Source organism: Shinella yambaruensis (assembly GCF_050859155.1).
Taxonomy (GTDB): Bacteria; Pseudomonadota; Alphaproteobacteria; order Rhizobiales; family Rhizobiaceae; genus Shinella; species Shinella yambaruensis.
This window is the reverse complement of sequence record NZ_CP150638.1, coordinates 57,663-71,555: the sequence shown is the minus strand read 5'-3', so window position 1 is coordinate 71,555 and position 13,893 is coordinate 57,663. Positions and strand designations below refer to the sequence as shown.

The 13,893-nt window shown below is 65.2% G+C and carries 14 protein-coding genes; 10 read left to right on the top strand and 4 right to left on the bottom strand.

The genetic code is table 11. The annotated features are described in order from the left end of the window. Positions 1-132: 132 nt before the first annotated feature. Positions 133-2,139 carry a methyl-accepting chemotaxis protein gene (locus tag WMC41_RS00350; RefSeq protein ID WP_432346579.1) on the bottom strand — a complete coding sequence of 669 codons (2,007 nt, stop codon included), beginning with the start codon at positions 2,137-2,139 and terminating at the stop codon, positions 133-135. A gap of 417 nt (positions 2,140-2,556) precedes the next feature. Here WMC41_RS00350 and rpmH point away from each other — a divergent pair, with 417 nt between their 5' ends. From rpmH to yihA, 5 genes are all read left to right on the top strand, one after another. Further along, positions 2,557-2,694: a 50S ribosomal protein L34 gene (gene rpmH, locus WMC41_RS00345; protein WP_037405882.1), complete on the top strand. Its 138-nt coding sequence runs from the start codon at positions 2,557-2,559 to the stop codon at positions 2,692-2,694. Between the two features lie 33 nt (positions 2,695-2,727). Beyond that, entirely contained in the window at positions 2,728-3,120 is a 393-nt protein-coding gene (gene rnpA, locus WMC41_RS00340) for a ribonuclease P protein component (protein ID WP_244767287.1), read from the top strand. Beyond that, positions 3,120-4,916 carry a membrane protein insertase YidC gene (yidC, locus tag WMC41_RS00335; RefSeq protein WP_244767286.1) on the top strand — a complete coding sequence of 599 codons (1,797 nt, stop codon included), beginning with the start codon at positions 3,120-3,122 and terminating at the stop codon, positions 4,914-4,916. The genes rnpA and yidC overlap by 1 nt, the downstream gene beginning before the upstream one ends. Before the next feature lie 219 nt (positions 4,917-5,135). Further along, complete coding sequence (locus WMC41_RS00330; protein WP_272804251.1) at positions 5,136-6,047, top strand: DMT family transporter; 912 nt, start codon at positions 5,136-5,138, stop codon at positions 6,045-6,047. 52 nt (positions 6,048-6,099) lie between these two features. Continuing rightward, the gene (gene yihA / locus WMC41_RS00325) at positions 6,100-6,753 is read left to right on the top strand and encodes a ribosome biogenesis GTP-binding protein YihA/YsxC (RefSeq protein WP_288078418.1); all 654 of its coding nucleotides are present in this window, start codon (positions 6,100-6,102) and stop codon (positions 6,751-6,753) included. Between the two features lie 3 nt (positions 6,754-6,756). On the opposite strand, the gene WMC41_RS00320 is transcribed toward yihA, so the two are convergent. Then, positions 6,757-7,467 carry an anti-sigma factor gene (locus WMC41_RS00320; RefSeq protein ID WP_432346575.1) on the bottom strand — a complete coding sequence of 237 codons (711 nt, stop codon included), beginning with the start codon at positions 7,465-7,467 and terminating at the stop codon, positions 6,757-6,759. 287 nt (positions 7,468-7,754) lie between these two features. Between WMC41_RS00320 and argB the strand changes: the two genes are divergently transcribed. Beyond that, positions 7,755-8,642, top strand: a complete 888-nt coding sequence (gene argB / locus WMC41_RS00315) for an acetylglutamate kinase (protein ID WP_272804249.1) — start codon at positions 7,755-7,757, stop codon at positions 8,640-8,642. A 33-nt stretch (positions 8,643-8,675) separates the two neighbouring features. Here the strand turns inward: argB and WMC41_RS00310 are convergent, their stop codons facing one another. After that, a complete protein-coding gene (locus tag WMC41_RS00310; RefSeq protein ID WP_432346573.1) occupies positions 8,676-9,578 on the bottom strand; it encodes an EamA family transporter in 903 nt (300 codons plus the stop codon). Between the two features lie 103 nt (positions 9,579-9,681). On the opposite strand from WMC41_RS00310, the gene WMC41_RS00305 reads away from it, so the two are divergent. Then, the gene (locus WMC41_RS00305; RefSeq protein WP_432346572.1) at positions 9,682-10,377 is read left to right on the top strand and encodes a pyrimidine 5'-nucleotidase; all 696 of its coding nucleotides are present in this window, start codon (positions 9,682-9,684) and stop codon (positions 10,375-10,377) included. A gap of 137 nt (positions 10,378-10,514) precedes the next feature. Next, positions 10,515-11,465 (top strand): EF-hand domain-containing protein, encoded by a 951-nt coding sequence (locus WMC41_RS00300; protein WP_432346570.1) that lies wholly within the window; start codon positions 10,515-10,517, stop codon positions 11,463-11,465. A 96-nt stretch (positions 11,466-11,561) separates the two neighbouring features. Here the strand turns inward: WMC41_RS00300 and WMC41_RS00295 are convergent, their stop codons facing one another. After that, positions 11,562-12,455 (bottom strand): LOG family protein, encoded by an 894-nt coding sequence (locus WMC41_RS00295; RefSeq protein WP_244767278.1) that lies wholly within the window; start codon positions 12,453-12,455, stop codon positions 11,562-11,564. Positions 12,456-12,642: 187 nt separating this feature from the next. Here WMC41_RS00295 and dapD point away from each other — a divergent pair, with 187 nt between their 5' ends. Then, a complete protein-coding gene (gene dapD, locus WMC41_RS00290; protein WP_244767277.1) occupies positions 12,643-13,500 on the top strand; it encodes a 2,3,4,5-tetrahydropyridine-2,6-dicarboxylate N-succinyltransferase in 858 nt (285 codons plus the stop codon). A gap of 3 nt (positions 13,501-13,503) precedes the next feature. Beyond that, on the top strand, positions 13,504-13,890 hold the full coding sequence (locus WMC41_RS00285; RefSeq protein WP_288078424.1) for a DUF805 domain-containing protein: 387 nt from the start codon (positions 13,504-13,506) through the stop codon (positions 13,888-13,890). Positions 13,891-13,893 lie beyond the last annotated feature (3 nt).

Genomic DNA, 13,893 nt, shown 5'->3' with positions numbered 1-13,893 from the left:
GGCAAATTTTCCAACGGCGCCGCGGAAACGGCAAAAACGCGGCGATCCCGCGACCGCCGCGCCAAAGGCCGGAATCCGGCTACGAAATGCCGCAGCGCCCCATGCGCGCCCCTCAGGGCGCGGGGGCGGCGATCAGAATTCCTCCCAGTTCTCCTGGGCGGCAGCCGCCGTGGCAGCGCCGCGATTGCCGCCGAAGGCACGGGCGACATTGCCGATCATGCGGCGGGCGGGCGATTCGACCGGCCGGGTCTCGGCACGCACGGCCGCCACGCGCTGCGCGGCATCGCCCGTGCGGAAGCGGGCGACGAGATCGGCCAGGCTGTCGGCCTCGCCCTTCAGCTTGTGCGTGGCGGCCGAGGTCTCCTCGACCATCGCGGCATTGTGCTGGGTGACCTGGTCCATCTGGTTGATGGCCGTGCTGACCTCCTGGAGGCCCGTCGCCTGTTCGCGGGCCGCGGTGGCGATCGCATGGATGCGGTCGTTGATCGTGACGACGCGGTTTTCGATGTCGGAGAGGGCCGCGCCCGTCTCCTGCACATATTTGACGCCGACGGAGACTTCGTCACCCGACTTGGTGATGAGGCCCTTGATGTCCTTGGCGGCGCTGGCGGCGCGCTGGGCGAGCTCGCGCACTTCCTGCGCGACGACGGCAAAACCCTTGCCCGCCTCGCCGGCACGCGCTGCCTCGACACCGGCATTGAGCGCGAGAAGGTTGGTCTGGAAGGCGATCTCGTCGATGACGGAGATGATCTGGCTGATCTCGTTCGAGGCTTGCTCGATGCGGCTCATCGCGCCGATCGCATTGCGCACGATGTCGCCGGACTGTTTGGCGCTCTGCGTCGCCTCGCCGACCATGGTCGTCGCCTCGTTCGCCCGCTCCGTCGAGTTCTTGACGGCGGCGGTGATCTCCTCGAGGGCGGCGGAGGTCTCCTCCAGCGCGGCGGCCTGCTGCTCGGTGCGCTTGGAAAGGTCGTCGGAGGCGGTGCGCAGCTCGCCGGAATTGGCGTTGATCGCATCCGTCGAGGCGCGTACCTCGCGCATGGTGCGCTGGAGGGTGGCGAGCGTCGCGTTGACGTTCTGCTGCAATTCGGCGAAGGCACCGCGGAAGGTGCCGTCCATGGTCTGCGTCAGGTCGCCCTCGGCGAGCGCGCCGATGACGCGGCGGGTTTCGGCAATGCCCTCCTCCACGCCGGCGACCAGTTCGTTGACGCTGCGGGCGAAGCGGTTGAGGTCCTCGTTGTGGTAGTCCTTGTCGATGCGCGAGGAGAAGTCGCCCGCCGCCGCGGCATGCACCACGGTGGCGATCGAGGACTGCAGGTCGGCGCTCTTCTCGCGCAGGATCTCCTCCTGGGCGTTGAGATCGCGCACGGTGATGGCATTCTGGCGGAAGATGGCGACGGCGGCGGCCATCTCGCCGATCTCGTCCTTGCGTCCGGTATAGGGCACTTCCGTGTCGAGATCACCGCCGGCAAGACGGTTCATCGTCTCGGTCACGTTCTGAATCGGACGGCTGAGCTCATTGGTCGCGATATAGAAGGCAACGCCACCGCCGAGCACGAGGCCGACGCCGACCGTGCCGAGCACGAGCATCAGCATGAGGGTTTCGAAGGCGGCGACATCGGCCTTGATCGCGGTGAGGTTCTCGTTGTCCGTCTGGACAACGGCGTCGATCTCCTGCTGGAAGGCCTTGCGGTTGGCGCGGTTGCCCTCGTTGTTGCCCTGTTCGTTGGCCGCGGCGATGGAGACGCTCGTGCCGAGGCGGGCCGTTTCCATGCGGAAGGTGCGGAATTCTGCGGCGCGCGCCACCACGGCGTCGAACGCGGCCTTCTGTGCCTCCGGCACGATGGGGCGCCATTCGCTCAGCGTCTTGTCGATGCCGTCAAGCTCCTTGGCGATGCCCTCGGCAAATTTCGCGGCGCCCTCCATGTCCTTGGAGGCATAGATGCCGCGGGATTCCATGACGACGGCGGTGACCTGGCGGTTCAGGTGTTCGCCGAGGAAGGCGCGGTCGGCGGCGTTCTCATACTGGCGGAGCTTGTCGCTGTATTCCGACACCACATGGACGGCGATCCCGCCGATGAGGACGGAGATGAGGCCCATCAAGCCCACGATGAGATAGATTTTGCCGCGTATCTTCACGTCACACTCCAAGAAGGATGGATGGCAAGAGGGCCCCACCCGCTTCGCCTTGGGAAGGAAGGTAAACGCTAAAAGTTAATTAGACTTTGATACAACCGCCCAAACATTGGGCGCATTTGCAATCGCTAATGCACCGGGGCGGGAAGGAAGCCTGGAAATCCGGGAAAGCCGCCTCACGTTACGTGACCAAAGCATGTCAAAGCACAATTCAGGTGCAACTTCTAGGCGTTACCCCGTTAACCATTGTGACAGTCGCGCACGGCGCCGCGTCCGCAATTGACTTTCGACCGTTTTTGCCCTTATAAGCCGCGCACGTCCGGAAAGCTTGGCTTCCCGCGAGGGCAAGCCTATGCCGGACTTCAACGCTCCTTGCGTAACGCAAACCCAAGAAGGGCCGCACACCGCGGTATTAAATAAATGTCGAAGCGTACCTACCAACCCTCCAAGCTTGTTCGCAAGCGTCGTCACGGTTTCCGCGCCCGCATGGCAACGAAGGGCGGCCGCAAGGTCCTGTCCGCACGTCGCGCCCGCGGCCGCGCACGTCTCTCGGCCTAAGGCCGTGCCTGCCCGAACAGAGGCGACGGGCACATGACGAAAACTGTTGAGAAACCTGCTGTCGGACGGCTGAAAAGCCGTCCGCAGTTTCTTTTTGTGCGCGAGGGCGAGAAACGCAAGGGACCACTGTTCCTTCTCGAAGTGCGCGACCGGCAGATGCCGGACGAAGCGCCCCGCGTCGGCTTCACCGTTACCAAGAAGCACGGCAACGCCGTGGAACGCAATCGCATGCGCCGGCGCCTGAAAGAGGCGGTGCGGCTATCGGCCGGGTTTGCAATGGAGCCCGGACACGACTATGTGGTTGTCGCCAGACGGGACGTGTTGAGCGCCCCCTTCAAAACCCTTGAAGCCCGTCTCAACGACAGGATCGCGACGGTCAAGAAACAGAAGCAGCAGCAGCGCCCTGCTGCTCCCGGGAAAGAGTGATGGAAAAAAACCGCAATTATTTCGTGGCGATCGCGCTGTCCGTGCTGATCCTCGTGGCCTGGCAGTTCCTTTATGTGAACCCCAAGCTGGAAAAGGACCGCGCCGCGCTCGAGGCGCAGCAGGCCGCCCAGAGCCAGCAGACCACCACCTCCGGCGGCACGACGACGACCGCGACCGGCACGAGCGGCACGCTGCCGGGCAGCACGGCGGCAACCACCACGACCGAGACGCGCGAGACGGCGCTTGCCAAGTCCGCCCGTATCGAGATCGACACGCCGTCGCTTTCCGGCTCCATCAGCCTGACGGGCGCCCGCTTCGACGACCTGAAGCTGAAGGAATTCCACGAGACCGTCGACAAGACGAGCCCGATCATCACACTGCTCAGCCCCGCCGAGACCGAACACGGCTATTTTGCCGAAATCGGCTATGTCGGCAGCGAGGCGACCGGCCAGGTCCCCGGCCCGCAGACAGTGTGGACGCAGGACGGCACCGGCAAGCTGACGCAGACCACCCCGGTCAAGCTGACTTATACCAACGACAAGAACGTCACCTTCACGCGCACGATCGCGGTCGACGAACACTACATGTTCACGATCACCGACAGCATCGAGAACCGCACGGATGCGGCGATCGCGCTTTCGCCCTATGGCCGCTCGACGCGCTTCTTCAAGCCGACGGATCCGTCCGTCTACGTGCTGCACGAAGGCTTCATCGGCGTGCTCGGCGATCTCGGCCTGCACGAGGTGAAGTATAGCGAGACCGAGGAAGACACGACGGTCGCGCCCGGCAAGGCGACCGGCGGCTGGCTCGGCATCACCGACAAGTACTGGGCGACGGCCCTCGTGCCGCCGCAGGCGACGCCCTACGAGACGCGCTTCTCCTACTTCCAGGACGGCCGTCCGCGCTACCAGGCGGACTACCGCCAGGACGACGTCACCATCGCGCCCGGCCAGTCGATCGAGGTCAAGAACCTCTTCTTCGGCGGCGCCAAGGAAGTGCCGATCATCGACCAGTACGAGGCGTCCTACTCCATCCCGCGCTTCGACCTGATGATCGACTGGGGCTGGTTCTGGTTCTTCACAAAGCCGATGTTCCAGATGATGGACTTCTTCTTCCGCTATTTCGGCAATTTCGGCATCGCGATCCTGATCACCACGATCGTCGTCAAGGGCCTGTTCTTCCCGCTTGCCAACAAGCAGTACGCCTCCATGGCGAACATGAAGAAGATGCAGCCGAAGATGGAGGAGCTGAAGGCCAAGCACGGCGACGACCGCATGGCGCTGCAGCAGGCCATGATGCAGCTCTACAAGGAGGAGAAGATCAATCCGCTCGCGGGCTGCTGGCCGATCCTCCTGCAGATCCCGGTCTTCTTCGCGCTCTACAAGGTGATCTACGTCACCATCGAGATGCGCCATGCGCCGTTCTTCGGCTGGATCCAGGACCTCTCGGCGCCCGATCCGACGTCGCTGTTCAACCTGTTCGGCCTGCTGCCCTACGACGTGCCGCACTTCCTTCTGATCGGCGTCTGGCCCATCATCATGGGCATCACCATGTTCCTGCAGATGCGCATGAACCCGACGCCGCCGGACCCGACCCAGGCGATGATCTTCACCTGGATGCCGCTGATCTTCACCTTCATGCTGGCGACCTTCCCGGCCGGCCTCGTCATCTACTGGGCCTGGAACAACCTGCTCTCGATCATCCAGCAGGGCATCATCATGAAGCGCCACGGCGTGAAGATCGAGCTCTTCGACAATCTGAAGGGATTGTTCGGAAAGAAAGCCGGATCATCCTGACGACCGCCTCGACGAACTCCAAGGAAACCCCGGCCTCGCGCCGGGGTTTCTTTTTGCCGATTTTTCCGCAAGGCCCGCTTGCGACATCGCCCCGTCGCTGGCATGGAAGCGGTGCGGGCGCATCCCTGTCATGCTCCCGGCGATCCCTTTGTCTTCATGCAAGCCCGAACGCAAGACCGCTTCTCGCCCTTTTGCCGGACTTGCCCTTGCGAGCGCACCATGTCCGCTTCCACGCTTCCGCTCACCCCCACGCTTCCGGAGAGACGGGGGCAGGGCTATGGCGCCGCCCTCGTGCTCGGCTCGGCCGTCGTCTGGAGCTTCGGCGGCACGCTGGCGCGCTTTCTGGCCATTGAGGACGGCTGGACCGTCGTCTTCTGGCGCTCGCTCTTTGCCGCCCTCTTTCTGCTCGGCTTCATGCTGCTGCGTGACGGGCCGCGCGGCACCGTGCAGCTGTTCAGGGGCATGGGTCTTGCCGGCATCGCGGTGGGGCTGTGCTTTGCCACCGCCTCCACATCCTTCATCCTCGCGCTCGCCTATACGACCGTCGCCAATGTCGTGCTGATCCAGGCCGGCGTGCCGCTGATCGCCGCGCTGATGGCATGGCTGCTCTTCCGCGAGAGGATCGCCCTCCACACCTGGGTCGCCATCGCGGCGGTGATCGGCGGCGTTGCCATCATGGTCTCGGAATCGCTCGGCGGCAGCGTCTCGATGATGGGCGATGCGCTCGCCCTGCTGATCGCCTTCGCCTTCGCCACCGCGACGATCATCACCAGGCGCTTCGCCCATGTGCGCATGACGCCCGCCGTCTTCTTCGGCACGCTCGTCGCCTGCGCGGTGGCGGCAAGCCAGGCCTCCGGCTTTGCCGTGAGCGGCCAGGAACTCGGCATTCTTATCGTCTTCGGCGCGCTCAATTTCGGCCTCGGCCTCGCCCTCTTCGTCACCGGCGCCCGCCTCGTCCCCTCGGCGCTCGCCGCCCTGCTCGGCACGGCGGAGACGGTTCTGGCGCCGCTCTGGGTGGCGGTCATCCATGGCGAAGTGCCGGGCGCTCGCACCGTCATCGGCGGCATCATCGTGCTGGCGGCGCTCCTGTGTTATCTCGGCGTCGAGCTCTGGCGGCAGCGGCGCGCTTGACTTTCGCGGCCAAAACCGGGAAGCCGGGGGCCGGACAACAAGGGCGCGATTTATGACCGAGACGACGTCGCCGGACGACAAGCCGCTGTTCGGCAGGCCGTGGATCTTCATCCGCGGCGTGCCGGCGATGAAATTCCTGCCGCCGGAAGGCCCGCCGGAGATCGCCTTCGCCGGGCGCTCGAATGTCGGCAAGTCCTCGCTGATCAATGCGCTGGTCGGCCACAAGGGCCTGGCACGCACGTCCAACACGCCCGGCCGCACGCAGGAGCTCAACTATTTCGTCCCGGACGGCTTTTCCGGCGCCGAGGACGACCTGCCGCCGATGGCGCTCGTCGACATGCCCGGCTACGGTTATGCCCAGGCGCCGAAGGAACAGGTCGATGCCTGGACCAAGCTCGTCTTCGACTACCTGCGCGGCCGCTCGACGCTGAAGCGCGTCTATGTGCTGGTCGACAGCCGCCACGGCATCAAGAAGAACGACGAGGAGGTTTTCGCCCTGCTCGACAAGGCGGCCGTCTCCTACCAGATCGTGCTGACCAAGACCGACAAGATCAAGGATGCCGGCGTGCCGCGCCTCGTGGGCGAAACCCTTGAGAAGATCGCCAAGCGCCCGGCCGCCTATCCGGAGGTGCTGGCCACATCCTCGGAGAAAAGCCGCGGGCTCGACGACCTGCGCAACGCCATCATCGCGGCCATCGCCCGATAGGGCTCAATCGAACCGGACGGCACCGGACGCGAGGACGGGGCCGGTCGCCTTGCCGCCGGTCGAACCGCCGAAGGGCTCCGCGCTGACGGAGAGCGTCGCGCCCTGGACGAGCCGGCCACGCAGTTCCCCCGGCACGGTGAGCGTGCCCTCGCCGGTCTGCGGCAGCACGCCGAGCGAGACGGGCGCCCTGCCCTCCTGCGTCAGCCACAGTTCGAGCGACTTGTCCTTGCTACCGCCGGCGACCGGCGTCACCTTGAGCGAGCCGCTCGCCTCGTCATAGCGCGCGACGAGATCGATCGCGGCGCCCTCTCCCGCCAGGTCCGCGACGAGGCGCCCGCCGCTCACCGGACGCGGAGCGATGAGCGCGCTGATCAGCAGGGCAAGGCCCGCCGCAACGGCGAAGGAGGCAAGGGCGAGCGCCCGCCAGAAGGCGAGCGAACCCCAGCAGCCGCCCGCGACCCTGCCGGAGAAGGCGGCATCCCGTGGTGCCGCGCCGAGCAGGCGCTGCTCCATGGGGGAGCGGGCACGCGGCGGCAGGTGCAGCGCCTCGTAGTCGTCCTCGAAGGTGGCGAGGTTCTCTTCCCAGCGATTGACGATGGCGGCGAACTGACGGTCCTTGACGAGCCGCGCCTCGACCTTGCGGCGGTCCTCGGCGGAAAGCACCCCGAGCACATATTCGCCGGCGATCACCTCGTCGCGGCGGGGGTCTCTCATCTCTCGGTCGGGCGCCGTCATCGGCTCATGCACTCCCTCTGGTTTCGGCAGCGTCGGGGCGAGGAACGGGCCTCCGGCCCTATATAGGCATTCCCGCGCGCTTTTGCTCATGCAAATGCGCAAGCGCGCCATCATATTCCCCATCGCCCTTTCCCGCCACCGATCTTGCGCCCCCGGCGGGCCTTGCCCGTCTTTTTCCAAGCCCCGGCAGCAATATGGCGGGCGGATCATTCCATCGTCACGAAACATGCGTTAAACAGGCGCCCACCCATTCCCAAGAGGCCGCCATGTCCCTATCCGAAAGCGAAACCCAAGCCCGCCTTCTCGCGCAAGCCCTGCCCTTCATGCAGCGCTACGAGAACAAGACCATCGTGGTGAAATATGGCGGCCACGCCATGGGCAATGCGGAACTGGGCAAGGCTTTCGCGAGCGACATCGCGCTGCTCAAGCAGTCGGGCGTCAACCCGATCGTGGTGCATGGCGGCGGCCCGCAGATCGGCGCGATGCTGACCAAGATGGGCATCGAATCGAAATTCGAGGGGGGCCTGCGCGTCACCGACCAGAAGACGGTCGAGATCGTCGAGATGGTGCTCGCCGGCTCGATCAACAAGGAGATCGTCGCGCTCATCAACCAGACGGGCGAATGGGCGATCGGCCTGTGCGGCAAGGACGGCAACATGGTCTTCGCCGAAAAGGCCAAGAAGACGGTCGTCGATCCGGACAGCAATATCGAGCGCATCCTCGATCTCGGCTTCGTCGGCGAGGTGGTGGAGGTCGACCGCACGCTGATCGACCTGCTCGCCAAATCCGAGATGATCCCGGTCATCGCCCCGGTCGCCCCCGGCCGCGACGGCCACACCTACAACATCAACGCCGACACCTTCGCCGGTGCCATCGCCGGCGCGCTCAACGCGACGCGCCTGCTCTTCCTCACCGACGTGCCGGGCGTGCTCGACAAGAACGGCCAGCTCATCAAGGAACTCTCGGTCGCCGAGGCCCGCGCCCTCATCAAGGACGGCACGATCTCCGGCGGCATGATCCCGAAGGTCGAGACCTGCATCGACGCCATCAAGGCCGGCGTGCAGGGCGTCGTCATCCTCAACGGCAAGACCGCCCATTCGGTGCTGCTGGAGATCTTCACCGAGCACGGCGCCGGCACGCTGATCGTGCCCTGACGCTTCTGCCGGCGACGCCAAGCCGCCGGCCCCTCACCAGAAGAGCAGGCCCAGAATGCCGCAGACGATGAGCAGGCAGCCGACGACTTCCGTGCGGTTGACCCGCTCGTGGAAGAGGAAATACGAGGCCATGAAGGTGAAGACCAGCTCGATCTGGCCGAGCGCGCGCACATAGGCGACCTGCTGGAGGCTCATCGCCGTGAACCAGCAGGCCGAACCCAGCACCCCGGCAATGCCGACCAGCGCGGACGAGCGCCAGCTTCTCAAGACCTCGACGATTTCCCGCTTGTCCTTCCAGGCCATCCAGACCAGCATGAAAGCGGTCTGGAAAGTGGTGACGCAGGCGAGCGTCACCGCAGCGTTCATGATCGGCCCCGGCCCGTCGAGCGAGAGGGATGCGCTGCGATAGGCGACGGCCGAGACACCGAAGACCGCGCCGGAGGCGATGCCGATCAGGGCGGTGCGGCTCGTCAGGGCAGCGACGGTGTTGCGCCAGGAAAGCGGCGCGCGGGCGACGGAAATCAGCATCACGCCGATGACGCCGACGACGATGGCGACAACCGCGCCGAAGGTGATGCGCTCGCCGAGCAGCACGAAGCCGAAGATCGCCGCCTGCACCGGTTCCGTCTTGGAATAGGCCGTGCCGACCGCAAAATTCCGCAGAGAGAACAGATAGACGAGCAGCATGGTGGCGAAGATCTGGGCCAGCCCCCCGATGACGGCCCAGAAGGCAAAGGTCCAGTTCAGCGAGGGGAAGGCGAGGCCGACGATGCGGTTCAGCACCAGCACGTAGAGGATCGCCAGGGGAAAGCCGTAGCCGAAGCGCACGAAGCTCGCGCCGCGCGTGCCGAGCTTGCCCTGAAGATGCTTCTGCAGGGCCGAGCGCAGGTTCTGCAGGAAGGCGGCGGCGATGGTGATGGGGATCCAGAGTTCCATGCCCTGCCGCTAGCACGCGGGCCGGGCCAAATCCATCGCCGGCGCCAGCCTCCCATGGAAAATTCCGTTTCCCTCCGCGCAGGCGCATGCCATAAGACGCTCCATGACCGATCTTCCGAACAAAGCCGATTTCAGCCATGTGCGTGACTGGGTCTTCGACCTCGACAACACGCTCTATCCGCACCATGTCGATCTCTTCGCCCAGATCGACAAGAACATGACGGCTTACGTCTCGGCCCTGCTCGGCCTGTCGCGCGAGGAAGCGCGCGCCCTGCAGAAGCAATATTATTTCGACCACGGAACGACGCTGAAGGGCCTGATGATCCATCACGCCATCGACCCCGCGGACTTCCTCGAAAAGGCGCATGCGATCAACTATGACGTGCTGTCGCCCGACCTGCCGCTCGGCGAGGCGATCCAGGCGCTGCCGGGCCGCAAGTTCATCTTCACCAACGGCAGCGTCAAGCATGCCGAGATGGCGGCGAGGGCCCTCGGCATCTTCCACCATTTCGACGACGTCTTCGATATCGTTGCGGCCGAATACGTGCCGAAGCCGGCCGGCGCGACCTATGACAAGTTCATGGCGCTGCACCGGGTCGACACGAAGCAGGCCGTGATGTTCGAGGACCTGCCGCGCAACCTCATCGTGCCGAAGACGCTCGGCATGAAGACCGTGCTGCTCACCCCGCGCGACGAGGGTCACGAATTCACCGATGCCTGGGAGAAACGCACGGAGGGCGACAAGCACATCGACTATGCGACCTCGAACCTGACGGCTTTCCTCAACGCGCTGCTCTAGGCAGGCCCCGACACATTCCCGACACGGAAAAAACCCTTTTCCGTCAAAAGCTTGAATTACCAATTTGTAACTGGTGCCGGCCGGCATTCCCCCTATCCTGCCTCCCCAAGGGACGATGATGGATGAAAGGAATGACCATGGCTAAAAAGGAACTTCTCCTCGGCGCCGTCGCCGCCGGCCTTCTGTTTTCGGGCGTCGCCGCCCCTGCCTTCGCCGCGAAGGGCGAGGGCCGGCACGGGCCGCGCCATGCCGCGATGATCGAGCGTCTCGACGCGAACAAGGACGGCAAGGTCTCGCTCGACGAGTTCAAGACCAACATCTCCGCCGCCTTCAAGACCTTCGATGCCGACGGCGACGGCCAGGTGACGAAGGACGAGATCAAGGCCCGCCACGACGCGTTCCGCGATGCCCGCAAGGCCGTGCGTGACGCCGCCGATGCAGACAAGGACAAGGCACGCGAGGCGCTGCGGTCCGCCGGCCCCTTCATGCTGCCGGGCGCCGGCCGCATGTTCGACCGTGCAGACACCGACAGGAACGGCACGCTTTCCGAAGCGGAAGTGCTTGCCTCGGCGGAGAAGATCTTCGAACGGCGCGACAGCAACAAGGACGGCGCGATCGACACGGCCGATGCCCGCCCCCATAAGGGCAAGGGTCACCACGGCAAGGGTGGCGAGGAACGGGCCGAGCGCATGCTGAAGCGCCTCGATGCCAACAGCGACGGCAAGGTCTCGCAGGAGGAGCTGCTGCAGCGCGCCTCGGAAACCTTCCAGCGCTTCGACGCCGACAAGAACGGCGAGGTGACGAAGGCCGAAGTCGACGCCAGGCGCGAGGCCTTCCGAGACGCCCGCAAGGCCTTCCGCGAAGTGAAGGCGACGGATGGCGAGGCGAAGGCGGCCGCCCGCGAGGCGCTGCGCGAAGCCCGGATCGACCGCATGGGCGGCCGCATGTTCGAGCGGGCCGATGCCGACAAGAACGGCACGCTGACCAAGGCGGAAATGGAAACCGCCGCCGCCGCGATGTTCAAGCAGCGCGACCGGAACGGCGACGGCTTCATCACCGCCGACGAGATGGGCAGGCGCCACAAGTAAGCCCCGCGCCGAATGCAGAACGCCCCGGTCGATGCCGGGGCGTTTTTATTGAGGAACGGCACCGGAAGGCCCCGGCCACGATTCCGGCCAGGCCTCTCAAGCGAGCGCGGCTGCCGCCTGCTCGGCCTCCAGCTTCTCGTAAAACTTCACGATGATGTCCCAGGCCTCATCGGCCGTCTCGACGAACTGCATCAGCTCGACATCGCCGGGCGCGATCGTTCCGAAGGCGGCGAGCGCGTCGAAATCGATGATCCTGCGCCAGAATTCCTTGCCGAACAGGATGAGCGGTACCAGCGCCATGCGGCCCGTCTGCATCAGCGTCACCGTCTCGAACAGTTCGTCGAGCGTGCCGAAGCCGCCCGGAAACACCGTCACGGCCTTGGCGCGCAGCAGGAAATGCATCTTGCGGATGGCGAAATAGTGGAAGTTGAAGCTGAGCTCCGGCGTCACATAGGGGTTCGGCGCCTGCTCGTGCGGCAGCACGATGTTGAGGCCGATCGACGGCGCGCCGACATCGGCCGCCCCGCGGTTGCCCGCCTCCATGACGCCAGGCCCGCCGCCGGTGACGACGACATATTCCTTGAAGCCGAGTTCCGCCGACTTCTCCGAGCACTTGCGCGCGAATTTGCGGGCCTCGTCGTAATAGACCGAGGCGGCCTCGAGATTGAGGCGCTGCGTCTCGTTGCGCGCCGCCCAGGCCTCCTGGCCGGGGGCGGGAATGCGCGCGCCGCCGAACATCACGACGGTCGACTTGATGCCCCGCTCGGCGAGCATCATCTCGACCTTCAGAAGCTCCAGCTGCAGGCGCACCGGGCGCAGCTCCTCGCGGCAGAGGAAATCGTCGTCGACATAGGCAAGCCGGTAGGCCGGATGGGCCGATTGCGGCGTCTGCGGCACGACGGCGGCGCGGTGCTTGTCCTGCGCGCTGTCGGCCAACGGATCCCACACGCCGTCCTTGCGGCGCAGATTCTTCTTCTTCAGTCTTGCCATGTCATTTTCCTGCTTGCTGGCCCGCTTTCCGGCCCCACGGGATTACCATTGCGCCCGTGCGACAGTATCTGCCGGAAAGGGGCTTCATCTTTTCCGGCACTTGCTCTAGAGCATTTTGCAGATTGATGAAATCAACCTTCCGGCATCCCGACAATCGAAAATAAGCCTCGAAGTTTAAGGAATTCCGATGAGCCTGTCTGACCTCGCCACCCTTTCCGCCACCATCGAGCGCGCCTTCGAGGAACGGGACGGCATCAACACCGGAACGCGCGGTGAAGTGCGCGATGCGGTGGAGACGTCCCTCAACCTGCTCGACAGCGGAAAAGTGCGCGTCGCCCAGCGCGGCGAGGACGGCACCTGGACGGTGAACCAGTGGCTGAAGAAGGCCGTTCTCCTGTCCTTCCGCCTCAACCCGATGGAGATCGTCAAGGGCGGCCCGGGCGACTCGTCCTGGTGGGACAAGGTGCCCTCCAAGTTCGACGGCTGGAGCGTCAACGAATTCGAGAAGGCCGGCTTCCGCGCCGTGCCGAACTGCGTGGTGCGCCGCTCGGCCTATATCGCGCCGAACGCCATCCTGATGCCCTCCTTCGTCAATCTCGGCGCCTATGTCGGCGAGGGCACGATGGTCGACACCTGGGCGACGGTGGGCTCGTGCGCGCAGATCGGCAAGCATGTGCATCTTTCCGGCGGCGTCGGCATCGGCGGCGTGCTGGAGCCGATGCAGGCCGGACCGACGATCATCGAGGACAATTGCTTCATCGGCGCCCGCTCGGAAGTCGTCGAAGGCTGCATCGTGCGCGAGGGCTCCGTGCTCGGCATGGGCGTCTTCATCGGCAAGTCGACCAAGATCGTCGACCGCGCGACGGGCGAGGTGACCTATGGCGAGGTGCCGCCCTATTCCGTCGTCGTCGCCGGCTCCATGCCGTCGGACAAGACCATGCCGAACGGCCTGCCGGCGCCGGGGCTCTACTGCGCCGTCATCGTCAAGCGTGTCGACGCGCAGACCCGCTCGAAGACCGGCATCAACGAACTGCTCCGGGATTGAGCCATGGCGGTCGTGGAAGAGCAGAGGCCGAGCCTCGCCTGGCTCTTCTTCGGCTGGTCCGGCCGGGTCAGCCGGGCGCCCTTCGCGCTCGGCTGGGCCTTCTGGCTGATGCTGCTTTCGGCTGCGCTCGCCCGCATCATCATCGTGCCGGAGGAGGATCCCTCCTTCCTCTTCTGGTCCTTCGTCTTCGTCGGCGTGGCGCTCGTCTCCACGGTGTCCTCCGTCCTCCTGACGGTCAAGCGGCTGCACGACATGAACCTGCCGCTGCCGCTGATCATCTGCCTGTTCATCCCGGCCATCTCCTTCTTCGCGCTCTTCGCCTTCATGGTCTGGCCGGGCACGAACGGGCCGAACGACTACGGCCGCCTGCCCAACCGCCCGAAAGACTGAGAG